The sequence below is a fragment of the Salegentibacter lacus genome (genome assembly GCF_020164555.1).
Classification (GTDB): domain Bacteria; phylum Bacteroidota; class Bacteroidia; order Flavobacteriales; family Flavobacteriaceae; genus Salegentibacter; species Salegentibacter lacus.
This window is the reverse complement of record NZ_JAIQZB010000011.1, coordinates 1-23,451: the sequence shown is the minus strand read 5'-3', so window position 1 is coordinate 23,451 and position 23,451 is coordinate 1. Positions and strand designations below refer to the sequence as shown.

The 23,451-nt window shown below is 37.4% G+C and carries 23 protein-coding genes, 3 tRNA genes and 1 rRNA gene; 11 read left to right on the top strand and 16 right to left on the bottom strand.

The window, feature by feature from the left end; all coding sequences use genetic code 11:
- From LB465_RS10330 to LB465_RS10320, 3 genes are read right to left on the bottom strand one after another with little or no spacing between them, the layout of a single operon-like run.
- Positions 1 to 840, bottom strand: a complete 840-nt coding sequence (locus LB465_RS10330) for a phytoene/squalene synthase family protein (protein ID WP_224469785.1) — start codon at positions 838 to 840, stop codon at positions 1 to 3.
- 3 nt (positions 841 to 843) lie between these two features.
- Positions 844 to 2,304: a phytoene desaturase family protein gene (locus tag LB465_RS10325; protein WP_224469784.1), complete on the bottom strand. Its 1,461-nt coding sequence runs from the start codon at positions 2,302 to 2,304 to the stop codon at positions 844 to 846.
- A 7-nt stretch (positions 2,305 to 2,311) separates the two neighbouring features.
- Positions 2,312 to 3,205 (bottom strand): MerR family transcriptional regulator, encoded by an 894-nt coding sequence (locus LB465_RS10320; RefSeq protein WP_224469783.1) that lies wholly within the window; start codon positions 3,203 to 3,205, stop codon positions 2,312 to 2,314.
- Positions 3,206 to 3,309: 104 nt separating this feature from the next.
- On the opposite strand from LB465_RS10320, the gene LB465_RS10315 reads away from it, so the two are divergent.
- Positions 3,310 to 4,113 carry an SDR family oxidoreductase gene (locus LB465_RS10315; protein ID WP_224469782.1) on the top strand — a complete coding sequence of 268 codons (804 nt, stop codon included), beginning with the start codon at positions 3,310 to 3,312 and terminating at the stop codon, positions 4,111 to 4,113.
- Positions 4,114 to 4,117: 4 nt separating this feature from the next.
- Positions 4,118 to 5,497 carry an aldehyde dehydrogenase gene (locus LB465_RS10310; RefSeq protein WP_224469781.1) on the top strand — a complete coding sequence of 460 codons (1,380 nt, stop codon included), beginning with the start codon at positions 4,118 to 4,120 and terminating at the stop codon, positions 5,495 to 5,497.
- Positions 5,498 to 5,509: 12 nt separating this feature from the next.
- Here the strand turns inward: LB465_RS10310 and LB465_RS10305 are convergent.
- From LB465_RS10305 to LB465_RS10295, 3 genes are all read right to left on the bottom strand, one after another.
- Positions 5,510 to 5,593 (bottom strand) — tRNA-Leu (locus LB465_RS10305).
- A gap of 85 nt (positions 5,594 to 5,678) precedes the next feature.
- A tRNA-Lys gene (locus LB465_RS10300) sits at positions 5,679 to 5,751 on the bottom strand.
- 138 nt (positions 5,752 to 5,889) lie between these two features.
- Positions 5,890 to 5,962, bottom strand: a tRNA-Lys gene (locus tag LB465_RS10295).
- Between the two features lie 125 nt (positions 5,963 to 6,087).
- On the opposite strand from LB465_RS10295, the gene LB465_RS10290 reads away from it, so the two are divergent.
- Positions 6,088 to 6,606 (top strand): shikimate kinase, encoded by a 519-nt coding sequence (locus LB465_RS10290; protein ID WP_224469780.1) that lies wholly within the window; start codon positions 6,088 to 6,090, stop codon positions 6,604 to 6,606.
- On the opposite strand, the gene LB465_RS10285 is transcribed toward LB465_RS10290, so the two are convergent.
- From LB465_RS10285 to LB465_RS10275, 3 genes are read right to left on the bottom strand one after another with little or no spacing between them, the layout of a single operon-like run.
- Positions 6,601 to 7,101, bottom strand: coding sequence for a phosphoribosyltransferase family protein (locus tag LB465_RS10285; RefSeq protein WP_224469779.1), 501 nt, complete (start codon positions 7,099 to 7,101; stop codon positions 6,601 to 6,603). The genes LB465_RS10290 and LB465_RS10285 overlap by 6 nt on opposite strands.
- Before the next feature lie 59 nt (positions 7,102 to 7,160).
- Positions 7,161 to 7,766, bottom strand: a complete 606-nt coding sequence (locus LB465_RS10280) for a methyltransferase domain-containing protein (RefSeq protein ID WP_224469778.1) — start codon at positions 7,764 to 7,766, stop codon at positions 7,161 to 7,163.
- Positions 7,744 to 8,145: an RNA-binding S4 domain-containing protein gene (locus LB465_RS10275; RefSeq protein WP_224469777.1), complete on the bottom strand. Its 402-nt coding sequence runs from the start codon at positions 8,143 to 8,145 to the stop codon at positions 7,744 to 7,746. The genes LB465_RS10280 and LB465_RS10275 overlap by 23 nt, the downstream gene beginning before the upstream one ends.
- 80 nt (positions 8,146 to 8,225) lie before the next feature.
- Here LB465_RS10275 and LB465_RS10270 point away from each other — a divergent pair, with 80 nt between their 5' ends.
- Complete coding sequence (locus LB465_RS10270; protein ID WP_224469776.1) at positions 8,226 to 9,131, top strand: FKBP-type peptidyl-prolyl cis-trans isomerase; 906 nt, start codon at positions 8,226 to 8,228, stop codon at positions 9,129 to 9,131.
- A 206-nt stretch (positions 9,132 to 9,337) separates the two neighbouring features.
- Here LB465_RS10270 and LB465_RS10265 read toward each other — a convergent pair whose 3' ends face one another.
- From LB465_RS10265 to LB465_RS10255, 3 genes are all read right to left on the bottom strand, one after another.
- Positions 9,338 to 9,931: an outer membrane beta-barrel protein gene (locus LB465_RS10265; protein WP_224469775.1), complete on the bottom strand. Its 594-nt coding sequence runs from the start codon at positions 9,929 to 9,931 to the stop codon at positions 9,338 to 9,340.
- 122 nt (positions 9,932 to 10,053) lie between these two features.
- On the bottom strand, positions 10,054 to 11,007 hold the full coding sequence (locus tag LB465_RS10260; RefSeq protein ID WP_224469774.1) for a transketolase family protein: 954 nt from the start codon (positions 11,005 to 11,007) through the stop codon (positions 10,054 to 10,056).
- Between the two features lie 43 nt (positions 11,008 to 11,050).
- Positions 11,051 to 11,899 (bottom strand): transketolase, encoded by an 849-nt coding sequence (locus tag LB465_RS10255; protein WP_224469773.1) that lies wholly within the window; start codon positions 11,897 to 11,899, stop codon positions 11,051 to 11,053.
- Between the two features lie 271 nt (positions 11,900 to 12,170).
- On the opposite strand from LB465_RS10255, the gene tgt reads away from it, so the two are divergent.
- The 6 genes from tgt to LB465_RS10225 all read left to right on the top strand — a co-directional run bounded on the left by tgt (position 12,171) and on the right by LB465_RS10225 (position 19,102).
- Positions 12,171 to 13,301, top strand: coding sequence for a tRNA guanosine(34) transglycosylase Tgt (gene tgt / locus LB465_RS10250; RefSeq protein ID WP_224469772.1), 1,131 nt, complete (start codon positions 12,171 to 12,173; stop codon positions 13,299 to 13,301).
- A 3-nt stretch (positions 13,302 to 13,304) separates the two neighbouring features.
- Positions 13,305 to 14,381 carry an LptF/LptG family permease gene (locus LB465_RS10245; RefSeq protein ID WP_224469771.1) on the top strand — a complete coding sequence of 359 codons (1,077 nt, stop codon included), beginning with the start codon at positions 13,305 to 13,307 and terminating at the stop codon, positions 14,379 to 14,381.
- Between the two features lie 99 nt (positions 14,382 to 14,480).
- Positions 14,481 to 15,434 (top strand): acetyl-CoA carboxylase carboxyltransferase subunit alpha, encoded by a 954-nt coding sequence (locus LB465_RS10240; RefSeq protein WP_224469770.1) that lies wholly within the window; start codon positions 14,481 to 14,483, stop codon positions 15,432 to 15,434.
- Positions 15,435 to 15,601: 167 nt separating this feature from the next.
- The gene (dnaB, locus tag LB465_RS10235; protein ID WP_224469769.1) at positions 15,602 to 17,167 is read left to right on the top strand and encodes a replicative DNA helicase; all 1,566 of its coding nucleotides are present in this window, start codon (positions 15,602 to 15,604) and stop codon (positions 17,165 to 17,167) included.
- 145 nt (positions 17,168 to 17,312) lie between these two features.
- Positions 17,313 to 18,497: an asparagine synthetase B gene (locus LB465_RS10230; RefSeq protein WP_224469896.1), complete on the top strand. Its 1,185-nt coding sequence runs from the start codon at positions 17,313 to 17,315 to the stop codon at positions 18,495 to 18,497.
- A gap of 182 nt (positions 18,498 to 18,679) precedes the next feature.
- Entirely contained in the window at positions 18,680 to 19,102 is a 423-nt protein-coding gene (locus LB465_RS10225; RefSeq protein ID WP_224469768.1) for a secondary thiamine-phosphate synthase enzyme YjbQ, read from the top strand.
- A gap of 87 nt (positions 19,103 to 19,189) precedes the next feature.
- Here LB465_RS10225 and rplT read toward each other — a convergent pair whose 3' ends face one another.
- The 4 genes from rplT to thrS all read right to left on the bottom strand — a co-directional run bounded on the left by rplT (position 19,190) and on the right by thrS (position 22,432).
- The gene (gene rplT / locus LB465_RS10220; protein WP_075327584.1) at positions 19,190 to 19,534 is read right to left on the bottom strand and encodes a 50S ribosomal protein L20; all 345 of its coding nucleotides are present in this window, start codon (positions 19,532 to 19,534) and stop codon (positions 19,190 to 19,192) included.
- 135 nt (positions 19,535 to 19,669) lie between these two features.
- Positions 19,670 to 19,867 carry a 50S ribosomal protein L35 gene (gene rpmI, locus LB465_RS10215; protein ID WP_079714698.1) on the bottom strand — a complete coding sequence of 66 codons (198 nt, stop codon included), beginning with the start codon at positions 19,865 to 19,867 and terminating at the stop codon, positions 19,670 to 19,672.
- Between the two features lie 43 nt (positions 19,868 to 19,910).
- The gene (gene infC / locus LB465_RS10210; RefSeq protein WP_262707995.1) at positions 19,911 to 20,462 is read right to left on the bottom strand and encodes a translation initiation factor IF-3; all 552 of its coding nucleotides are present in this window, start codon (positions 20,460 to 20,462) and stop codon (positions 19,911 to 19,913) included.
- A gap of 23 nt (positions 20,463 to 20,485) precedes the next feature.
- Positions 20,486 to 22,432 (bottom strand): threonine--tRNA ligase, encoded by a 1,947-nt coding sequence (gene thrS / locus LB465_RS10205; protein WP_224469767.1) that lies wholly within the window; start codon positions 22,430 to 22,432, stop codon positions 20,486 to 20,488.
- Positions 22,433 to 23,246: 814 nt separating this feature from the next.
- Here thrS and LB465_RS10200 point away from each other — a divergent pair.
- Positions 23,247 to 23,451 (top strand): 16S ribosomal RNA (locus LB465_RS10200); the annotation flags it as partial.

Here is a 23,451-nt window from a genome sequence, read left to right as displayed (position 1 = left end):
TTATATAAGTTTTAATCTATAAGAAATATACGATTTGGCCAGAAGACCTGCTTTTTCATAGTCGGGAACCCGAATCCTGCTATTCCTAATTTCCAAAGATGGTACTTTCTTAAGTTTATGTAATAATTTTCTGTAATAAATATAAGCGGTATAAACTCCAAATTTGGCTTCTACAGGTAAATGTGAAATTCCGCTTAAGCCATGTTTAAAATCTTCTTCAATTTCTGCAATAATCCTTTGCTTACTGGCTTCATCTAATTCAGCCAGGTTAGTTCCGGGAAAATAACTTCGGTTAAGATCATCAAAATCGGCTTTTAGATCTCTCAAAAAATTCACTTTCTGAAAAGCAGAACCTAAACTCATCGCAGATTGTTTCAGCGATTCATATTTTTTATTATCTCCTTTTACGAAAACCTTTAAACACATAAGGCCAACAACATCTGCACTTCCGTAGATATACTCTTTGTATTCGGCGACACTAAGATAATCAGATTTGTGCAAATCAAGCCGCATACTTTTCATAAAAGCACGGTAAAGAGATTCGTCTATTTCGTATTTATGAACTGTTTCCTGAAAAGAATTTAAAATGGGGTTTAAACTGATTTTATCTTCAATTGCTTTATAAAGCTCTACTTCAAAATCGTTAAAAAGTCTTTCCTTCTCATAATCGTGAAAAGTGTCTACAATTTCATCGGCAAAGCGCACAAAGCCGTAAATATTGTAAATGTCTTGACGAATAGCAGGGGATAGCATCCTTGTTGCGCTAGAGAACGAGGTGCTGTATTGATGAGTAACAGTTTTACTACAAGCCCGTGAAACGTTGTCAAAAATGGCTTTCATAATTTAATTTTCTTTTTGAATTAATCCGGCGGCGAGCTTTCCTGAAATTAGGGAAGGGGGAACCCCGGGGCCGGGAACACTTAGCTGCCCGGTAAAAAATAATCTGTGCACTTTTTTGCTTTTCAATTTAGGCCTTAAAAATGCAGTTTGCAAGAGGGTGTTTGCCAGTCCATAGGCATTACCTTTATAAGAGTTATAATCTTCTTTAAAATCCTTTACACAGTAAGATTCTTTAAATAGAAGATGGTCGGTGACGTTTTGGTTGGTTAAACTTTCGAAACGGGTAATAATTTTCTGAAAATATTTTTCTCTTATTTCTGGTGTGTCTTCCACATCTGGTGCCAACGGAATTAAAAAAATGCCAGCTTCTTTACCATCCGGTGCAGCTGAATCATCGGTTACCGATGGGAAACTTGCATAAAACAAAGGGTTTTCGGGCCACTCGGCATCATCGTAAATCGCTTTGGCATGTTTTTCAAAATCTGTATCAAAAAACAAGGTGTGATGCGTTACATTTTCCAGTCTCTTGTTGAAACCTGCAAAAAAAAGAAGGGCCGAAGGAGCAAAAGTCTTTTTTCGCCAGTAAGATTCTTTATACTGTCTTTTGTATTCCGGAAGTAAGGTTTCGGTGTGATGATAATCGGCGCCACTAAGAATATAATCGGCTTCTATTTTTTTGCCATTAACCTGCATTCCTGTAGCGGTGTTATTTTCAACAAAGATTTCGGAAACCGGCGCATTGACGTTAATCTTTATACCTAGCGATTTAGCCAGGCTTTCCATCCCTTCAATTACTTTATACATTCCGCCTTTTGGGTGCCAGGTTCCAAGGCCAAAATCGGCATAATTCATAAAGCTGTAAAATGCCGGAGTATTGCTGGCTTTAGCGCCAAGAAATAAAACTGGGAATTCAAGAATTTGAACCAATTTTGTATTGTTAAATTCTTTTCTAACTTCTTTTGAAATCGTGCTAAAAAACTGACTTATTTTCCCTGCGGTGGTTGGAGTTACCAGTTCTAATGGAGAAACTCCAGGGCGATATACCAGGTCTTTAATAGCAATATCATAATTATCTTTGGCTTCTTTAATAAACTCTTTCAGTTTTTTGGAACTTCCCGGTTCTTCAGCTTCAAAGGCAGCGCAAATTTTATCCAGGCTGTCTTCTATGGTAATACTGTCTTCTTCTCCGAAGAAAACTTTGTACGCCGGGCTTAATTTTTCCAGTTCATAATAATCTGAAGGCTTTTTGCCGAAATCGGCGAAAAAACGTTCAAAAACATCTGGCATCCAGTACCAGGTTGGGCCTATATCAAAACAAAAACCATCCTTTTTAAGCTGGCGTGCACGCCCGCCTATATTTGAATTTTTTTCGAAAATCTCTACTTCATAGCCGTCTTTAGCGAGGTAGCAAGCGGCGGCAAGAGAAGCGAATCCGGAACCAATTATAGCAACTTTTTTCTTCATAATATTCTTAAAGCTTATCAATAAATTGGTTTAAGTTGGTATGTGTCTTAACAAAAGCAGGAAGTTCTTTATGCTGAATTTCCCTTAGTTTATGTCCAAAAAGCAACAGTTCATAAGTTTTCTTCTCGCAAACCTGCTCGTTAAATTGGGTTATAAAATCTTCAATATCTCCAGGTGCGGTTGTAAAATAACTCACAAAATTTATATAATCGTGGCGCTCTAATAAATACCCAAGATCTGTTAGTGGTAGACTTGGTCCCAGGTAAATAGCTTTATTTCCATGATATAAAAGTTCGTAATATAGATAAATAATCCCGATATCGTGGATTTCATTTTCTGGGAGAAAAAGCACATATAGCTTATCGGAAGTAGGTTTGATTTCTTTCTTTATTTCCGCAAGATTAAAATATAACTTTTGTTTAATGAGATCAACAATATAATGCTCGTGAATTGGCTTAATGGTATCTGTTTGCCAGAGCATTCCAATTTGCTCCAGTAGCGGAAGGAATACCTGGTGAAAAATTTCCCGGAAACTTTTATCCTTTTGCAGGTTGTCGTAAGTAGCATTAAAAAGATCTTCATCAAAATTCATCATAGCAAGCTTAAATGAATTTTGAGCTCGATTTTCTTTGCTGGAACTGGCAGAGATGCCTCGCACCATTTTAGAAATTTCCTCATCACTCAACTTAGAGATTCTGGAAATCTTATAACCGTGAACGTTTAGAAAAGCGACGTTTAGGATCTTTTGAAGGTTAGAACTATCGTATGTTCTTATATTAGTAGACGTACGATTGGGATTTAGAATATTATATCTTTTTTCCCAAATTCTTATAGTGTGAGCCTTGATACCGCTTAAATTTTCAAGGTCTTTTATGCTGAAATTTTGCTTAATTAGTTCCATATTGTGTTTAAGATAGTCAAATCTAATTAAAATTGAACATTAAACAGTTTACGGAAGTGTTAAAATGTTTAATGGTTTAGTTAAAAAGTTAAACAGTAAATTTTATGACGAAAATTTCATCGAAAATTGTGCTTATTACCGGTGGTGCTTACGGTATTGGTAAATTAATGGGGCGTGAAGTACTGAAACGAAGTGGCAAGCTGGTAATCTGGGATGTAAATAAGCTCAATTTACAGCAAACACTTAAGGAGTTTGAAGAATTTGGGGAGGTTTACGGATATACTATAGATATCACCAATACGGTTTGGGTAAAGGAAATGGCAAAACAGGTTGAGGATGAAATTGGTCCGGTAGATGTTTTAATTAATAATGCCGGAATTGTTTACGGAGGTTACTTTCACGAGAATTCTTCAGAGAAAATAGAAAAAACGATGAAGGTGAATGCGATCGCCCCGATGCAACTCGCCCAAACTTTTCTCCCGGGAATGATGACAAGGAAAGAAGGCCATATTTGTAATATCACTTCTTCTGCCGGCCTGGTTTCAAATCCTAAAATGGCCGTTTATGCGGGAAGCAAATGGGCGGCTACCGGCTGGTCAGACAGTTTGCGCCTGGAGATGAAGCAGCTTAAATCTGGAGTTGGCATTACAACCGTTACTCCTTACTATATAAATACAGGAATGTTTGATGGGGTGAAATCTAATATTCCCATTCTCGACCAATATAAAGTATCTAAAAGAATCATTAGGGCTATAGAGAACAATCGCGTTTATTTGAGTATGCCCTGGAGTATGCGTTTTGTAAGATTTTCGCAAGGGCTTTTCCCTATTTGGTTTTACGATTGGTTTGTGGGAAGGGTAATTGGAGTTTATAAAACAATGGACGAATTTAAAGGCCGAAAAAAATAAAATTATGATTGAAGAAACATCAGCAAAAACAATTTCCGATACTTATAAGTCTCAAAGAAGATTCTTTATCTCTCAGGAAACCAAAAGTATTACCTTCAGACTTCAACAGTTAAAGACGCTTAAAAAGGCTATTAAGCAGTATGAAGATAAAATGAATGAAGCTTTATGGAAAGATCTGCATAAATCTAAAGAGGAAGCTTTTCTTACGGAAACCAGTTTACTAATAGAAGAGATAGATTACCATATTAAGAATCTTAAAAGATGGGCAAAACCCAAGAAAGTCGGGACACCCTTGCAAATAAAACCTTCGGGCTCAAAGATCTTTTATGAGCCGCTGGGAATAGGTTTAATAATCGCGCCCTGGAATTATCCGTTTCAGCTTACTATAAATCCGTTAATTGGAGCCATTTCTTCTGGATGTTGTGCGGTGCTAAAACCTTCGCCAGACACTCCAAATGTAGCCAGGGTTATAGAAGAAATGATTTCAGAATTTTTCCCTTCAGAATATATCGCGGTAGTTCAGGGTGGGAAGGAAGCGAACCAGGAATTGTTTAAATTTCCGTTTGATATTATGTTCTTTACCGGAAGCCCGGGTGTTGGTAAAATAGTAATGAAAGCTGCCGCAGAGCATTTAAGCAGAGTGGTGTTGGAACTGGGGGGGAAGAGTCCTTGTATTGTAGATAAAGAAGCGAATCTAAAAATCGCTGGAAAACGGATTGCCTGGGGTAAAATTATAAATGCAGGACAAACCTGTATTGCGCCAGATTATTTGCTGGTTCATAAAGATGTCAAAAAAGATTTGCTAGCTGAAATTTCAAAATCTTTTGAAGAAATGCTGGGAGAAGATATTGCGAATAGTAAGCATTATGGACGAATTGTAAATCCAAATGCAATGGAGCGTTTGATGAAATATTTAGTAGGAGACGTTTATTGTGGAGGAAGAACAAATGAGGAAGAAAAATATATCGAACCAACAATCTTAAATAATGTGCATCCCGACGATAAAATTATGCAGGAAGAAATCTTCGGGCCTATTTTACCAGTAATGGAATTTGGCGAAATAGACGAAGCCTTATCTTATATTAATAAGAATGAAAAGCCGCTGGCGCTATATTATTTCGGAAAAGATAACGGAGCTGAAAAAGTTTTGCGTGAAACAAGTTCTGGAGGAGCCTGTATTAACGATACGCTTTTGCACGTAGCTAATCATAAACTACCATTTGGCGGGGTGGGGAACAGCGGAATGGGGAAATATCACGGTAAAGAAAGTTTTCTTGCTTTTACGCACGAAAGAGGAGTAGTGAACTCAACTACAAAACTGGATATACCTTTAAAGTATCCGCCTTATAAGTTTTTTGGTTTGATAAAGAAAATAGTGGGATAGTAATTTAGAAAGTGCCCGGAGCGGGAGTCGAACCCGCACGCCCTAATGGACACATGGCCCTCAACCATGCCTGTCTACCAGTTCCAGCACCCGGGCTTAAAACAAGTCTGGAAATAGTGAATTTCCAAGGGCTGTAGCAAAAAAATGAATTCCAATGTTAAGAATTCTGAACTTAAAAATGTGATCTGGCTGGGGCTCGAACCCAGGACCCTCTCCTTAAAAGGGAGATGCTCTACCAACTGAGCTACCAGATCGGTTTATTTATTTCAAAAAATGAATTCTATTAAGAATTCTGAACTTAAAAGTGATCTGGCTGTGGCTTCCCGAAACTCTACTTCACTGCGTTTAGTTCGAGACAGGCTTCTCGCCCAACTAAATCAAAATTTATTTTGTGATCTGGCTGGGGCTCGAACCCAGGACCCTCTCCTTAAAAGGGAGATGCTCTACCAACTGAGCTACCAGATCAATAAAAAGCATCCGTCTTTTTGCGAATGCGGGTGCAAATATACATTCATTAATTTATTTTTCAAGCCTAAATTGAGATAAATTTATATTAGATTTGAATCCTCCTAATAATAAGTACTTTAACAATGAAAATATTTTTAACTGGATATATGGGCTCGGGTAAGTCGGTGGTAGGTGAGAAGCTGGCTAAAAATCTGAAATTCAAATATGTAGATCTCGACGATCAAATAGAAGTGATCCAGGGCAAAAGCATACATGATATTTTTGAAGACAGGGGTGAATTATATTTTAGAAAACTGGAATCACAAATTTTAGATGATATTTTACAAAATAATTCAGATATGGTGATCTCATTAGGTGGAGGAACACCTTGTTACGGAGATAATTTTGAACGAATTTGTGAGCAAAAAGACGCCAAAACCGTTTATTTAAAAGCTTCAATCCAAACTTTAACCGAAAGGCTTTTTCTTGAAAAAGTTCATCGTCCGGTGATTAGTCACCTGGAAACCCGTGAGGCTTTAGAAGAATTTATAAGAAAACATCTTTTTGAGCGTGCTTACTATTACAGCCAGTCAGACATTACTGTAAATGTAGACGAAAAGGAACCTGCCTTTATTGCCGATCAAATTATAGAAAAGCTATAAAAGTTCTGCCTTAAAGTTATTCGCTTCAAAAGAAACTTCTACCAACTCATTTAAAGAAGTTGAGAGGGAAATTCCTTTAAAATCGGCTTTTACGGGGTATTTTTTATGATTTCTGTCCACCAGTACTGCAGTTTTAAACTGTTTCAGAGGAACATTTAAAAAGTGTCTCACGCCATAAATTAAGGTAGTCCCCGAGTTTAACACATCGTCTACAAGAATAACCGATTTATCCTGATAAGCTTTCGGCTCAAGTGAGGTGGTAATTTCTTCTAACGGATTTTTCTTGTTCACATGAACTTCGCATAACTGAATTTTAAGGGGAGAAATAGTTTCTAAAGCTTCCTTTAAATGGTTAGCTAAATGGTAACCTTTTTTGGCAATCCCAGCCAGGATAATTTCTTTTTCATCAATATTACTCTCGTAAACCTGGTAGGCTATACGTTTAATTTTATGCTGAATTTGCTCTTGATTTAAAATAAGTACACGTTCTTTCATTTATTTATAACTTTAATCCCAGACGGGAATTTATCACAGGTTTCTAATTGGGTTCAGCATTAAGCTGGTTTCTTTCTAAGTTTTAAAAACAACTCATTTCCCTGCCTTGGTTTGATAGAATTGTAACAGGGTTCCAAAATTTCTATCTCAAAATACTGACTAAAATACGTTAAATATTCATCTTTGCTTCCTCCAAAAGGAGGGCCATTTTCTGTAAGCGGAAAACTAAAAAGTAGGCCGGTTAACAATCCATTTTCTTTTAAAAGCTCAGCCGATTTTTTGGCGTAGTTCTGCCTGGCATCTACCGGAAGCGCGCAAAAAAATGTTTGTTCTAAAATAAGATCAAAGGAATTTTCAATTTCAAAGAAATCAATATGTAATAACTGTTCTTCAGGAAATTCGGGAACGCGGTTTTTTAGATTTTTCAGCGGTTTTTCGCTAATATCGGCTACATAAACGTTTTTAAATCCATGCTGAAATAAATATTCGGCTTCGTAAGCATTTCCGGCCCCTGGAATTAATATCTTAAGTTCCCTGTCTTTAAGCTGGGCTATATAATTTTTAAGTGGGGAAGATATTTCCCCAATATCCCAGCCTGTATGGTTTTGCTCATAACGTTGTGACCAGAATTCTGAAGAAAAACTATGCTTCTTTATCTTTGTCATCAGGATTTGTATCTGTGTTTTCAAACCAATCGTCTATATCACGACGATCTTTTTTGGTTGGTCTTCCGGTGCCTTTCTTCCGGTAATAATCTTTAGAATATTTTAAAAGCTCCAGTTTTTCAAATGCTTCTTTAGGAGTAACATCTACAATATAAAGGTTCACCAGTTTTGCGCCCACCCGGCTTGGAGGTAGGTCAATGACTTCCATTTCGTAATCTATCTGGTTTTTTCTTACTGTAAGTTTATCGTTGGGGAAAACTTCCTTAGATGGTTTTACATTACTGCCGTCCATTTTCACTTTTCCCTGCTTGCATGCGTTGGTAGCAATGCTTCGGGTTTTAAAATATCTTACGCACCATAAAAACTTGTCAACTCTCATAAAATCTCTCCTTTAAAACTGCGTTAATCCTTAAACAAAAATACAAGAATATTGTATCTTGCGCGCCAAAAATAAAGACAATGCGATTAAACAAATTTTTTATTCTAAGCCTTATTTCAGCTTTAACTTTAATTTCCTGTGATGAAGATGACAATAGGAATACTCCGGAATTTGAGGAAAGAGACCCCGAAGAACAGGCTTTGACTGATGCAGATTCTATAAATAATTTCCTGGAAACCCATTTTTATAATTATGAGGAGTTTGAAAATCCTTCTGATGATTTTGATTATATGGTTAGAATAGATTCTATAGCCGGTGAAAATTCTGATAAAACACCACTTTCTGAAGAAGAAAACCTAATGATGAAAACGGTGGTGAACAATGATGTAGAATATAATATGTATGTGCTAAAAGTTAGAGAAGGTGAAGGGCAACAGCCAAAATTCACCGATTCTACCCTTGTTAGTTACCGCGGAGAATTATTAAACCTTAGTGCATTTGATAACGCAAACACCCCAATTTGGTTTGATCTTACCACGCTAATTAAAGGTTTTTCTGCAGGAGTTGTAGAATTTAAAGGAGCTTCAGGTTATAAAGTTAATCCTGATAATACTGTTGATTTTAATGATGACTACGGAATTGGCGCTCTTATATTTCCTTCAGGTCTTGGGTATTTTTCTAGTGGACAAACCAGTATACCACCATATAGTCCACTTATTTTTAACGTTCAATTATATCGCGTAAATGAAACTGATCACGATGGAGATGGTATTCCTAGCTGGATGGAAGATTTGAATGAAAATAATGATGTGATGGACGATGATACTGACGAGGATGAAACGCCAAATTTTGCTGATGCAGATGATGATGGTGATGGAAAACCAACTCGAGAAGAAATAATTATTAATGAAGATGGTACTCTCGAATTTCCAGATTCTAACGGAAACGGAACACCAGATTATTTAGATCCTGATACTTTTGAATAAGTAAAAGCTTAAGTAATTTTAATAGGAAAGAGGTTAAGTAAAAAAATAACTTTAAAAACGTCATCCTGAACTTGTTTCAGTATCTAAGTTGTTTTAAAACATGCTAGAAGCTGAAACTAGTTCAACTTGACGAAGAAAGTCTTTTTACTGAACCTCTTCCTTTTTTATTAAACAGAATAGAACTTTCCTGTTTGGTTGCTTTTAACTTAAAAAGCGTAAGACAAACTCAAGATCCATTGAGAAGGTCTTGAATCTATTGAGAAATTATCTGACGCCTCTTCACTAAAAGCGGTGTTTTCGGTAAATGCGCCTTCATATCTTACATCAAAGCCCAAACGGCCAAGGTTTATGCCAGCACCAACCTGGTAACCAACGGTGATATCTTTTTCAACGTCGCCAATTTTTAGCGTAGTATCTTCAAGTTCGTTATTAAGTATATATTGAAAAGAAGGTCCTGCCTTAATATTTAAAGGACCAAGAACATTTACACCTAGCAAAATAGGAGCGTCTATTTTATCAATTTTATAATTGAAAGTTTCATATTCGGTATTCAAGCGTGTGAACATTAATTCTGGCTGAAGAAAAATTCCCACAATCTCAAAGCGACTGAAAAGCCCTATATGATAACCAGATTTTTCTTTTCCTTCTATAATTTCACCTAAATCGTTCGCAGCGCTTTCTCTTTCAAGATCACCGGTAGCTCCATAGTTGAAACCACCTTTAATTCCAAAATCTGCTTCCTGGGCCATAAGCCCTATGGAGGAAAACAAGAAAACAGCGATAAACATTAATTTCTTCATAGTAGATTGTTTTATTGTTAGGTTTTGATAACGCATAAATAGTGCCTTTTATTTTTAATAAAATGAAAAAAGCCTTTAAGAATCTTGTTCTCAAAGGCTTTAAAGATAATTAAAAAGATGTTTTATTTTCTTTTTAATACTTTTTCAGTGGCTTTAATAATCGCTTCTGCGTTAAGTCCGTATTTCTCAAAAAGTTGTTCTGGTGTTCCACTTTCTCCAAAGGTATCCTGGGTGGCCACAAATTCTTGCGGTGCAGGATTATTTTCAGCTAGGGTACGAGCAACGCTTTCTCCAAGTCCACCAAGGAAGTTATGTTCTTCTGCAGTAACTACACAACCGGTTTTTTTCACCGACTTGATAATGGCTTTAGCATCTAAAGGTTTAATCGTGTGAATATTTATCACATCGGCGCTAATCCCTTTTTCTGAAAGTTTCTGTGCCGCTTGTATGGCTTCCCATACCAAATGGCCGGTAGCGATAATAGTTACATCTTCTCCATCATAAAGTTGAACGGCTTTCCCAATCTCGAACTTCTGATCTTCAGCAGTGAAATTAGCTACTTTTGGTCTTCCAAAACGAAGATAAACCGGCCCATCGTGCTCGGCAATTGCTAATGTTGCTGCTTTGGTCTGGTTATAATCGCAGGTGTTGATTACCGTCATTCCAGGTAACATTTTCATAAGACCTATGTCTTCCAGGATCTGGTGGGTTGCCCCATCTTCTCCCAATGTCACTCCCGAGTGAGATGCGCAAATCTTTACGTTTTTCCCTGAATAGGCGATAGATTGGCGAATTTGATCGTAAACCCTTCCTGTAGCAAAATTGGCAAAAGTTCCTGCAAATGGGATTTTTCCGCCAATGGTAAGACCGGCAGCCATTCCCATCATATTGGCTTCTGCAATTCCTACCTGGAAAAATCGCTCAGGATTTTCATCTATAAAATCCTGCATTTTAAGTGATCCTACAAGATCGGCACAAAGTGCTACCACATTAGGATTCGTTCTTCCAAGCTCGGTAAGTCCATCCCCAAAACCGGAACGGGTATCTTTCTTTCCTGTATCTGTATATGTTTTCATGCTCTTATTTCTTTGTCATTTCCGCGAAGGCGGAAATCTATGTTTAATAGTCTCCTAAAGTTTCCGGGTTTTGTGAAAGCGCGGTTTCCAACTGCTCATCGTTAGGCGCTTTTCCGTGCCACGCGTGAGTGTGCATCATAAAATCTACGCCGTTGCCCATTACTGTAGTCATTAATACGCAAACCGGTTTTCCTTTGCCGGTGCGGGATTTGGCCTCGGTTAAACCATCAAGTACCTGTTGCATATCGTTACCATCTTCAATCTCCATAACATCCCAGCCGAAAGCCTCAAATTTGGCTTTTAAGTTGCCCATTGGCAAAACAGTTTCGGTACTTCCGTCAATTTGCTGTCCATTAAGATCTACCGTAGCAATAATATTATCGACTTTATTTCCAGCGGCATACATAATAGCCTCCCAGTTTTGACCTTCCTGAAGTTCTCCATCACCGTGAAGTGAGAATATCAAGTGACTATCTTTATTAAGCTTTTTGGCTTGTGCGGCACCAAGTGCTACAGACATCCCCTGACCAAGTGAACCTGAAGCTACACGAATACCCGGTAGGCCTTCGTGAGTTGTTGGGTGTCCTTGTAACCTGGAATCTATAAGACGAAAAGTATTCAATTCATCTACAGGAAAATAACCACTTCTGGCTAAAACACTATAAAAAACCGGCGAAATATGGCCGTTAGAAAGGAAGAATAAATCTTCGTCTTTCCCATCCATATTAAACTCGGGTTTGTGTTCCATAATTCCGCCCTGATACAACGCGGTAAAAAATTCGGTGCAACCCAAAGAGCCTCCTGGGTGACCTGAATTCACTTTATGAACCTGCCTTAAAATATCCCGGCGAACCTGGGTAGCAAAATCTTCTAATTCTTTGATTTTTGACATTAAAGTAAAATTGTGTTGTTAAAATAAATAATAGCCACAAAAATAGGTTTTTATAAAGCTTTGTCAAAGTGCTTGCCTCCCAGTTATTAAGAAAACTAATCAAGTAACTAACAAATTTCTTTTTTTGACTTCTTTTATTTGGTTTTTACTCGATAATCGAAATTTAAATGCTCTAAGTTTGTCTCGAAATCAAAAAAAAATATTTTAATGCCACTTGGGTTTGCCAAAAGGGAGTTTACTTAAGTATCTTTGCACTCACTTAAAAAGCATTATGAAATTTGATTTGTTGAGTACCGATGCCGGTAGTAAAGCCCGTGCTGGGACCATTACAACCGATCACGGTAAGATTGAAACCCCAATATTTATGCCTGTGGGAACAGTGGCTTCGGTTAAAGGAGTACACCAGCGGGAACTTAAAGAAGAAATAAATCCAGATATAATTTTAGGGAATACCTATCACCTTTATTTACGCCCCCAAACCGAAATTCTTAAGAAAGCCGGCGGCTTACATAAGTTTATGAACTGGGATCGAAATATTTTAACCGATAGTGGCGGCTACCAGGTATATTCACTTTCTGCAAGAAGAAAAATCAAGGAAGAAGGCGTAAAGTTTAAATCGCATATAGACGGTTCCTACCACGTTTTTACACCGGAAAATGTGATGGAAATTCAACGTGCTATTGGTGCCGATATCATTATGGCTTTTGACGAATGTACACCTTATCCCTGTGATTATAAATACGCTAAACGTTCTATGCATATGACGCATAGATGGCTAGACAGGTGTGTGAGCCATTTGGATAAAGTAGATCCTTTATATGGATTTAATCAAACGCTTTTTCCCATAGTTCAGGGGAGTACTTATAAAGATTTAAGAGAACAATCTGCAGAATATATTGCTTCAGTTGGCGCTGAAGGAAACGCGATTGGCGGACTTTCAGTAGGAGAACCAGCTGAAGAAATGTACGCGATGACAGAAGTTGTCACTGAAATTCTTCCGGAAGATAAACCACGATATTTAATGGGCGTGGGAACTCCTATAAATATCCTGGAAAATATTGCGCTGGGTGTAGATATGTTTGATTGTGTGATGCCTACAAGAAATGCCCGAAACGGGATGCTTTTTACAGCACACGGTACGATCAATATTAAAAATAAAAAGTGGGAAGACGATTTCTCTCCTATAGATGAAATGGGAACCACTTTTGTAGATACCGATTACAGCAAAGCTTATGTTAGGCATTTATTTAGCGTAAATGAACTTCTCGGCAAGCAAATTGCTACTATTCATAATCTTGGATTTTATATGTGGTTGGTGCGTGAAGCTAGAAAACATATATTAGCCGGGGATTTTACCAGCTGGAAAAATATGATGGTAAAACAAATGGACAAAAGACTTTAGACCTTGAAGATTTTAGATTGGTACATATTAAAACGCTATTTGGGAACTTTTTTTCTGATGCTTTTGCTATTTATACCAATTGGAATTACGGTTAACCTTGCGGAAAAAATTGGAAAAATATTGGATAATGAAGTGCCTTTTATAGAAGTGGCCCTTTATTATGTAGATTTTACAATCTATTTTGCTAATTTATTATTTCCGCTTTTCCTGTTTTTATCGGTGATTTGGTTTACTTCCAAACTGGCTAATAATACCGAAATTATAGCTTTTTTAAGTAGTGGGGTTTCTTTTTGGAGGTTTTTAAGACCATATCTTATTGGCGCTACCATTGTTTGTATTTTAGCCTTAATTCTAGGAATGTTTCTTGCTCCAAAAGCCAGTAAGGGCTTTAATGAATTTAAATATGAATATCTTAAGAAAGGAACCGAAACCCAGGAAACCAGGGATGTTTACAGGCAAATAAATGATGATGAGTTTATTTATGCCAGTCATTTTCAGCCCTTGGGGAAATCGGCTCGAAATTTTACTTTAGAGCATTTTGAAGGAAATAAACTTGAATTTAAAATAAGTGCTTCCAGTCTAAGATTTAATCCAGAAGACACGACTTATTCTTTAAGGAATGTCAATAAGCGCATTGTTGGCGTGGATGAAGATTCTATTTTTCATCAAAATAAACTGGATACTATTCTTCCGTTTGAATTTGATGAACTTACTCCTGAAACTTATATCGCTGAAACCTTAAATTATACTGAATTAAACGAATTTATTGAACAAGAACGTCGCCGCGGGTCTGGAAATATAAACCGTTACCTCGTGGTTGCCTATAAAAGATGGAGCACCCCGGTTTCGGCATTTATTCTAACAATTATCGCGGTGGCTGTCTCTTCTATGAAACGTCGTGGAGGAATGGGTGTTAATCTTGCCGTAGGAATCACTTTGGCCTTCATTTTTATATTTTTCGATAAGGTTTTTGGTACTATGGCAGAGCAGTCTACCTTTTCGCCATTAATTGCCGTTTGGTTTCCAAATATCAGTTTTGGTATTCTCGCTATTTTCCTGCTTTATAGAGCCAAAAGATAAGCGGGGAAATTTCTCAAAAATTAATGGTCTTTCTACATAATTCTTCCTTTTAAAGTTTGTTATATTTGTAAGCTAATAAAAAACAAAGCATAACAACTTATGGAATATTTAGAATTTGAATTACCCATTAAAGAGTTGGAAGAGCAGTACGCAAAAGCCTGTAACATAGGTAAAGAAAGTGATGTTGATGTTACGGCTACTTGCAGGCAGATTGAGAAGAAATTAAAGGAGACCCGAAAAGATATATATAAGAATTTAACGGCCTGGCAACGGGTTCAGCTTTCCAGGCATCCAAATCGCCCCTACACCTTAGATTACATAAATGCTATTTGCGGAGATACTTTTTTAGAGCTTCACGGCGATAGAAATGTAAAAGACGATAAAGCGATGATTGGTGGTCTTGGTAAAATAGAAGATCAGAGTTTTATGTTTATTGGTCAGCAAAAAGGCTATAATACTAAAACCAGGCAATACAGAAATTTTGGGATGGCAAATCCCGAAGGTTACCGCAAAGCTTTACGTTTAATGAAATCGGCAGAGAAGTTTGGGCTTCCTGTGGTGACATTTGTAGATACTCCGGGCGCTTATCCAGGACTTGAGGCTGAAGAACGCGGCCAGGGTGAAGCGATTGCCCGAAATATCCTGGAAATGACAAGGCTAAAAGTGCCAATTATTGTCGTTATAATTGGTGAAGGTGCTAGCGGTGGTGCTTTAGGAATTGGGGTTGGAGATAAGGTGATGATGTTAGAAAACACCTGGTATTCTGTGATTTCTCCTGAATCTTGTTCTTCTATTCTTTGGCGCAGCTGGGAATATAAAGAACAAGCTGCAGATGCTTTAAAGCTTACTGCCAAGGATATGAAAAAACAGAAACTTATAGACGAGATTGTAAAAGAACCAATTGGAGGAGCTCACAGTAATAGAGAGGAAACTTTCGATACGGTAAAAAATGCAATTTTAGGAGCATATTCTGAATTTAAAAACTTATCACCAACAGACTTAGTGAATAAAAGGATGGATAAGTATTTAGATATGGGAGTTTTTAAAGGCTAAAACCTTACATATCATAACTTCTTAAATTTCCGAAACCCTGGTTTCGGTTTTTTTTGCACTTATCAACACTATTATTAAGTTTTCAACAAGTGAATTGTTGATGACTGGTTAATTAAGTAACGTATCTAAAATTAAGATGCTCTTAACAAATTTAATACTTTCGTGATATGGAAAAAATCACCGCCCCACAGCAATTTTCAGCAAAGAAAAGCAACGTTATTAGCCTTGAAAAAGGAAAACTTCCGCCTCAAGCGGTTGATTTAGAAGAGGTTGTGTTAGGGGCAATGATGATTGATAAAAAAGGGGTAGATGAAATTATTGATATCCTTAGCCCTGATGCTTTCTATAAAAACTCTCATAAATTAATTTTCGAAGCTATACATAAACTCTTCGAAAACACAGAGGCGATTGACTTATTAACCGTTTCTAACCAATTAAAGAAGGATGGTAATTTTGAAAAATCGGGGGGCGATTATTACCTGATTCAGCTAACCCAAAAAGTTTCTTCTTCGGCGCATATTGAGTTTCACGCGCGTATTATTCTTCAGAAATACATTCAGCGCAGTTTAATAAAAATTTCCAACGAAATTATTGAAGAAGCTTACGACGAATCTACCGATGTTTTTGATCTTTTAGATAGCGCTGAAGCCAAATTATACGAAGTAACCCAGGGGAATATTCAGAAATCTACCGAGACCGCTCAGAGTTTGGTTATACAGGCCAAGAATAGAATTGAGGAGATCTCTAATAAAGAAGGTTTAAGTGGTGTTCCGTCAGGTTTCGATAAGTTAGACCAATTAACTTCCGGCTGGCAACCCAGTGATCTTATTATTGTTGCTGCACGTCCCGGGATGGGTAAAACGGCTCTAACCTTATCTATGGCCAGGAATATTTCTGTTGGGCAAAATATGCCCGTGGCTTTCTTCTCTCTGGAGATGTCGGCAGTACAGCTAATAACCCGTTTAATTTCTTCGGAAACCGGACTTTCTTCAGAAAAATTAAGAACTGGAAACCTAGAAAAACACGAATGGGAGCAACTTAACGTAAAGGTGAAAGATTTAGAAAATGCACCTTTATTTATAGATGATACACCTTCACTTTCCATCTTTGACCTTAGGGCAAAAGCGAGAAGGTTAGCTTCCCAACACGGCATTAAACTTATTGTAATTGATTATTTGCAGTTAATGACGGCAGGTGGAAGTCAAAAAGGAGGAGGAAACAGGGAACAGGAAATTTCTACTATTTCCCGAAACCTAAAGGCTCTTGCGAAGGAATTAAATATTCCGGTGATTGCACTTTCTCAGTTATCGCGTGCGGTAGAAACCAGGGGTGGAAGCAAGCGGCCACTGCTTTCTGACCTTAGGGAATCTGGAGCGATTGAGCAGGATGCCGATATTGTTTCCTTTATTTATCGTCCAGAATATTATAAAATTGAAGAATGGGATGATGAAGAACGTACTCCAACCGATGGGCAGGGTGAATTTATCGTTGCTAAGCACAGAAACGGTGGCCTGGATAATATACGTCTTAAATTCATTGGTCATCTTGGTAAATTTGATAACTTAGAAGAGTTCGATTCGCCTTTTGAATATCATTCGAAAATGAACACCGGTGAAAATGAAGGGAACGAGTTTGGATCTCCAAATCTGCCAAATCCCAGCGCAAATGAAGCTTTTGGCAGTTCGATGAACAGTGGATTTAATAATGATGACGATGACGAAGTGCCATTTTAAAATTTCTAATAAAATAAGAAAGAATAGCTTAACTAAAATATTTCAAAAAGACCAGAAAAGCGGCAAAACAGCCGTTATTCTGGTCTTTTTTGTTTCGCTGCTTTTTAGTTGTTTCCAGGTTTCAGCCTCACAACTGCTTATTCCTATGGATGAAGATTCCCAGAAGAATCATTTAAAAGCCTACGGAATCACCTATTTTGCTTTAGAAGAAGAATTAGAAGTTAGGTGGTTGCTCAACTACCGCGGAGGTTCTTTTTTAATTTCTGATACTGAAGAATTACGACGGGAATGCAAAATACGCGGAGTTTCTTTTGAAGTTATAAGCAACGATAAAACTCAGTCAATTTTAGAAGAAATTAGTAGTCCTTCCCAGAATATGGAAAGCGTAGAATTGGAAAAAGCCCCCAAAATCGCGGTGTATTCTCCACAGGGAAATAAGCCCTGGGATGATGCGGTGACCATGGCGCTAACTTATGCCGAAATTCCTTATAAAACCATTTATGATGAAGCTGTGCTAAATGATGCCCTGGTTTTATTTGATTGGCTGCATTTACACCACGAAGATTTTACCGGTCAATATGGGAAATTTTATAGAACATTTAGAGCCACGCCCTGGTATATTCAGGAAAAGGAAGAGTCTGAAGCTTTGGCTCAAAAATTAGGTTACGATAAGGTTTCTGAAGAAAAGTTAGCTGTCGCTTTAAAAATAAGAGATTATGTAGTTGGTGGTGGATTCATGTTTGCAATGTGCAGTGCGACCGATAGTTTTGATATCGCTCTCGCTGCGGAAGGAGTTGATATTGCCGAAACTATGTTTGATGGTGATCCCAGCGAGCCCGGTTATCAATCTAAAATAGATTTCAGTAAGACTTTAGCTTTTACCGATTTTACGTTAGAACGCAGTCCGATGGTTTACGAGTTTTCTTCAATTGATATGACTGCAAAAAGAAACATTCCGAAGGAAACAGATTATTTTACTTTAATGGATTTTTCAGCTAAATGGGATGTGGTGCCTACTATGCTGACTCAAAATCATACACGTCTGGTTAAAGGGTTTATGGGACAAACTACTGCCTATAATCCAGATAATATTAAGGCCAATGTTTTGGTGATGGGAGAAAGTAAATTAAATGGTGAAGCGCGCTATATTCACGGCATAAAAGGAAAAGGCTTTTTTACCTTTTACGGCGGGCACGATCCTGAAGATTATCAGCATAGAGTAGGGGATCCAAAAACTGAACTGGAATTACATCCAACTTCTCCGGGATATCGACTTATTTTGAACAATGTTCTTTTTCCCGCAGCAAAGAAAAAACCACAAAAAACTTAAAATGAAGTTCAGCATTCTGATAAAAGTATTAAGTGTTGTAAACTTAATTTAGTGATTTTTCTGGTATTAGATTTAACTGATGTAATCGAGTTGTCTTCTTCAGTTTATTCTATATTATTAATTTCAGTTGGTATTTTAGCTTTTACAGGAATATATTTAAAAGAAAGTAATAAGAAATAACTATGAAATTTTTTCAGAGAGAAATAAAATTAAAAGCAAGACAGAGGGGTTTTCATATCGTAACCGATGAAGTGGAGAGTCAATTACCTGAATTGAAGGAAATTAATTCAGGAATGCTAAATGTGTTTATTAAACATACTTCCGCAGGAATTACTATAAACGAAAACGCCGATCCGACAGTGCGCGAAGATTTTGAAAGTCATTTTAATGAGATGGTTCCTGAAAATATGCCGTATTATAAACATACTTTAGAAGGATCAGATGATATGCCTGCTCATATTAAGGCCTCCTTACTTGGAAATTTACTTCAGATTCCCATCACCAATGGAAAATTGAATTTAGGAACCTGGCAGGGAATTTATTTGGCAGAACATAGAGATAATGGCGGCTCCCGAAAACTGGTTTTAAGCCTTTACGGAGTTTAAATTATTTCCAAAGAAAAAACAAAGCATAAAAAAATCCGGTTCAATAAAGAACCGGATTTTTAAATAAGAGAGTATAATTGTTTGTATTTACTTTACTTTATCTACAACTGCTTTAAAAGCTTCTGGATGATTCATTGCCAAATCGGCAAGTACCTTACGGTTTAAACCTATTCCATTTGCTTTCGCAGCTCCCATAAATTGAGAATAAGACATACCGTGTTCACGGGCTGCAGCGTTGATACGCAATATCCACAGTGAACGGAAATTACGTTTCTTTACTTTGCGGTCTCTATATGAGTAAAGCATTGCTTTTTCTACCGCGTTTTTGGCTACTGTCCAAACGTTTTTACGACGTCCGAAGTAACCTTTTGCTTGCTTAAGAACCTTTTTTCTTCTGGCTCTCTTTGCAACTGAATTTACTGATCTTGGCATATTTTTGTGTGTTTTGTAGCAGGCGGTCGATAGTCGACACTTTTAACTTAAACTTCAAACTGTCACACTGAGCGCAGTCGAAGTGTTGCCCAACTCCAGGGTTTTTAAATTATTTAAACCGTTAAGAGCTTAATGTTACTTTAAACGCAACATAAGTTTAACATTGGACTTATCTGCATCGTGTACTAAAGTACTATGCGTTAAAGCCAGCTTACGTTTTTTAGACTTCTTTGTTAAGATGTGACTCTTAAACGCGTGCTTTCTTTTTATTTTCCCAGTACCGGTTAGCTTAAAACGCTTTTTGGCACTAGATTTTGTTTTCATTTTCGGCATGTTATCCTCTTTTTATATTATAACTCTCTTATTATTCTTTATTCTATTTTGCTTTTCTTGGAGATAAAAACATTGTCATACGTTTTCCTTCCAGTTTTGGCATTTGTTCGACTTTTCCAAGTTCTTCAAGATCCTGAGCTAATCTAAGCAATAGGATTTCTCCTTTATCCTTAAATACGATAGATCTACCTTTAAAAAATACGAAAGCTTTAAGCTTTGCACCATCCTTTAAGAATTTCTCTGCATTACGTTTTTTAAATTCGTAATCGTGATCATCGGTATTAGGACCAAAACGTATTTCTTTTACAACAACTTTGCTCGCTTTGGCTTTCATTACCTTTTCGCGCTTCTTTTGTTCGTAAAGAAACTTTTTGTAATCCATCGCTTTTACCACCGGTGGTTTTGCATCTGGAGATATTTCTACCAAATCCAAACCTAAATCTTCGGCTATAGTTAATGCTTCCTTGGTTGGATAAACGCCCATTTCTACATTATCACCTACAAGGCGAACTTCTTCTGCCCTGATTTTTTGGTTAATCCGGTGTTGATCCTCTTTAACTGCTCTAAGCGGTCTTTTCGATTTTTTTCTACGTATTGCTATGGCTGATCTATTTTTGGTTAAACTTCAAACGTCTTCAACGTTTTTTTGATTTCGTTATTTATAATTGCGGCAAAGTCTTCTACCGGCATAGTGCCAATATCGCCTTCCCCTCTCTTTCGTACAGAAACCGTACCATCCTTCTCTTCCTGTTCCCCTATAATCAACATATACGGGAATTTATTCATTTCGGCTTCCCGAATTTTCTTCCCGATGGTTTCATTTCGGTTATCTGCCAAAGCGCGAATTTCGTTATTTTCGAGCAAAGTTAAAACTTTTTGAGCGTATTTTTCATATTTCTCACTGATTGATAGCACCATAGCCTGTTCTGGCATTAACCACAATGGGAAGTTACCCGCGGTATGCTCCAGTAAGATAGCGATAAAGCGCTCCATACTACCAAAAGGTGCGCGGTGAATCATTACCGGACGGTGTGTCTCGTTGTCACTTCCTTTGTAACTCAGTTCAAAACGTTCTGGCAGGTTGTAGTCTACCTGAATGGTGCCAAGTTGCCAGCTTCTGCCAAGTGCGTCCTTTACCATAAAGTCCAACTTTGGTCCATAGAAAGCAGCTTCCCCGGTTTCTACCACGTAATTTAATCCTTTTTCTTTAGCTGCGTTAATGATGGCAGTTTCAGCTTTCTCCCAAACATCGTCAGATCCTATATATTTTTCTTTATTCTCTGGATCTCTCAATGAAACTTGCGCGGTGAAGTTATCAAAGCCTAAAGAATCGAACACATATAAGGTAAGATCAATTACTTTTTTGAATTCTTCATCTAACTGATCTGGAGTACAGAAAATATGCGCATCATCTTGAGTAAACCCTCTAACCCGCGTTAACCCATGTAATTCCCCGCTTTGTTCGTAACGGTAAACAGTACCGAATTCAGCAAAACGTTTTGGGAGATCGCGATAACTCCAGGAAGTAGCATTATAAATTTCGCAGTGGTGCGGACAGTTCATAGGTTTTAATAGGAACTCTTCACCTTCATTAGGAGTTTTAATAGGCTGAAAACTATCTTCCCCATATTTGGCATAGTGTCCTGAAGTTACATATAGTTCTTTTTGCCCAATATGCGGACTTACTACCATTTCATAACCAGCTTTTTTCTGAGCCTTCTTCAAGAAATCTTCCAGACGTTCCCTTAAAGCAGCTCCTTTTGGAAGCCATAGCGGAAGTCCTTGTCCAACTTTTTGAGAGAACGTGAATAATTCAAGTTCTTTCCCAAGTTTTCTGTGGTCTCTCTTCTTTGCTTCTTCAAGCAGCTCTAAATATTCTTTTAATTCTTTTTGCTTCGGAAATGATATTCCGTAAACACGCGTTAACTGCGGATTATTTTCGTCCCCGCGCCAGTAAGCCCCGGCAACACTCATTAGTTTCACGGCTTTTATAAATCCGGTATTCGGGATATGACCACCGCGGCAAAGATCGGTAAAGGTATCGTGATCGCAGAAAGTAATTTCACCGTCGTCCAGGTTCTCGATTAATTCTACTTTAAACTGATTGTTTTGTTGCTTATAATAGGAGAGGGCATTTGTTTTTGAAACCTCCCTTAATTTAAAATCATGTTTTTCGCGGGCAATCTCCAGCATTCTGTCTTCGATCTTTTTAAAATCGTTTTCAGAAAGCTTGTGTTCGCCAAAATCTACATCATAATAGAATCCATTTTCAATCGCCGGGCCAATGGTTAATTTAGAATCTGGATACATTTCTTCTATAGCCTGGGCCATTACGTGAGAGGTAGAATGCCAAAAAGCTTTTTTGCCTTCGTCATCTTTCCAGGTAAATAGGGTTAAACTTCCATCTGTGGTTAATGGCGTAGAAACTTCTACAATATTGTTGTTGAATTTTGCTGAAATAACGTTTCGGGCCAATCCAGAGCTAATACTATTAGCTACGTCCATTGGAGTAGATCCTTTTTCAAATTCTTTTATACTGCCATCGGGCAAGCTTACCTTAATCATGTATATGTAGTTTTTAATGAGCGCAAAGATAATAGGTTGATTTTGCCTGCGCAATATACTTATATATAAAGGACAATATTTCTTGATGAATTACAAATAGAGAGAGGTTGCTTTATTCTGAAACATTAACTAAATTCTTTTAAAATATTTCTCAAAATTTTTTTATCTTACAAGTTCCTTTTATTGAGAGTCTTAGAGGATGGTTTTAAGATTTCATTAAAAAATTGTTATTTGGGGCTTGCGGGGGAATAAAACCCGCGTATATTTGCACCCGCTTTGAGACACAACGAGGGTTGGGGAGTAAAGTGGTAAGTTCATTACATACTGGGAGATGCAAGGTTTTTAAGGTTTGAAAAAGCTTTAAAAATTAAAAGTAAAAAAATATTATTTTTTACTTGTGAGAACTAAAAGGGGTTGTATATTTGCAGCCGCAAAAACAGCGAAGGTTTTGTTTAGAAAACGGTGTTGTTTTTAGAGTTCTTTTAAGGAGTTGCTTTTTAAAAATAAAGTCAAAAATTTTATTAAAAAATATTTGGCTTGTAAAGAAAAAGTAGTGTATATTTGCAGCCGCTTACAGCGGAAACAAGTTCCCAAAATATTGAAAAGAAATCCCGGGTGGGTAAGTAAAGAGTAAAGGTTCGAGTCCTTTTGTTTTAGCAAGAATATCTCGGGTAATACCGGGGAAGTTCATTGATTTATTGAATTGACAGCGCGTAAAATTGCATTAGCAATTTTTACAAATAATTTAGAATTAAGACTAGAAAAGTCATCTTTGAGTACAGACGTTTGATTGTTGTAATTATATTAAGAAACAACGATGAAGAGTTTGATCCTGGCTCAGGATGAACGCTAGCGGCAGGCCTAACACATGCAAGTCGAGGGGTAACAGGGGAGAGCTTGCTCTTTTGCTGACGACCGGCGCACGGGTGCGTAACGCGTATACAACCTACCTTTTAGCGGGGAATAGCCCAGGGAAACTTGGATTAATGCCCCATAGTATGGAGGTCTCACCTGAGATC

Coding starts and splice junctions, on each gene's coding strand:
- LB465_RS10270 (WP_224469776.1), top strand. CDS start 8,226: ATGCGATTAAACAAATTTTTTATTCTAAGCCTTATTTCAGCTTTAACT.
- rplT (WP_075327584.1), bottom strand. CDS start 19,534: ATGCCAAGATCAGTAAATTCAGTTGCAAAGAGAGCCAGAAGAAAAAAG.
- LB465_RS10240 (WP_224469770.1), top strand. CDS start 14,481: ATGGAATATTTAGAATTTGAATTACCCATTAAAGAGTTGGAAGAGCAG.
- dnaB (WP_224469769.1), top strand. CDS start 15,602: ATGGAAAAAATCACCGCCCCACAGCAATTTTCAGCAAAGAAAAGCAAC.
- LB465_RS10325 (WP_224469784.1), bottom strand. CDS start 2,304: ATGAAGAAAAAAGTTGCTATAATTGGTTCCGGATTCGCTTCTCTTGCC.
- LB465_RS10260 (WP_224469774.1), bottom strand. CDS start 11,007: ATGAAAACATATACAGATACAGGAAAGAAAGATACCCGTTCCGGTTTT.
- LB465_RS10280 (WP_224469778.1), bottom strand. CDS start 7,766: ATGACAAAGATAAAGAAGCATAGTTTTTCTTCAGAATTCTGGTCACAA.
- rpmI (WP_079714698.1), bottom strand. CDS start 19,867: ATGCCGAAAATGAAAACAAAATCTAGTGCCAAAAAGCGTTTTAAGCTA.
- tgt (WP_224469772.1), top strand. CDS start 12,171: ATGAAATTTGATTTGTTGAGTACCGATGCCGGTAGTAAAGCCCGTGCT.
- LB465_RS10285 (WP_224469779.1), bottom strand. CDS start 7,101: ATGAAAGAACGTGTACTTATTTTAAATCAAGAGCAAATTCAGCATAAA.
- LB465_RS10315 (WP_224469782.1), top strand. CDS start 3,310: ATGACGAAAATTTCATCGAAAATTGTGCTTATTACCGGTGGTGCTTAC.
- LB465_RS10255 (WP_224469773.1), bottom strand. CDS start 11,899: ATGTCAAAAATCAAAGAATTAGAAGATTTTGCTACCCAGGTTCGCCGG.
- LB465_RS10290 (WP_224469780.1), top strand. CDS start 6,088: ATGAAAATATTTTTAACTGGATATATGGGCTCGGGTAAGTCGGTGGTA.
- LB465_RS10230 (WP_224469896.1), top strand. CDS start 17,313: ATGGATGAAGATTCCCAGAAGAATCATTTAAAAGCCTACGGAATCACC.
- LB465_RS10320 (WP_224469783.1), bottom strand. CDS start 3,205: ATGGAACTAATTAAGCAAAATTTCAGCATAAAAGACCTTGAAAATTTA.
- LB465_RS10275 (WP_224469777.1), bottom strand. CDS start 8,145: ATGAGAGTTGACAAGTTTTTATGGTGCGTAAGATATTTTAAAACCCGA.
- LB465_RS10265 (WP_224469775.1), bottom strand. CDS start 9,931: ATGAAGAAATTAATGTTTATCGCTGTTTTCTTGTTTTCCTCCATAGGG.
- LB465_RS10330 (WP_224469785.1), bottom strand. CDS start 840: ATGAAAGCCATTTTTGACAACGTTTCACGGGCTTGTAGTAAAACTGTT.
- LB465_RS10225 (WP_224469768.1), top strand. CDS start 18,680: ATGAAATTTTTTCAGAGAGAAATAAAATTAAAAGCAAGACAGAGGGGT.
- LB465_RS10310 (WP_224469781.1), top strand. CDS start 4,118: ATGATTGAAGAAACATCAGCAAAAACAATTTCCGATACTTATAAGTCT.
- thrS (WP_224469767.1), bottom strand. CDS start 22,432: ATGATTAAGGTAAGCTTGCCCGATGGCAGTATAAAAGAATTTGAAAAA.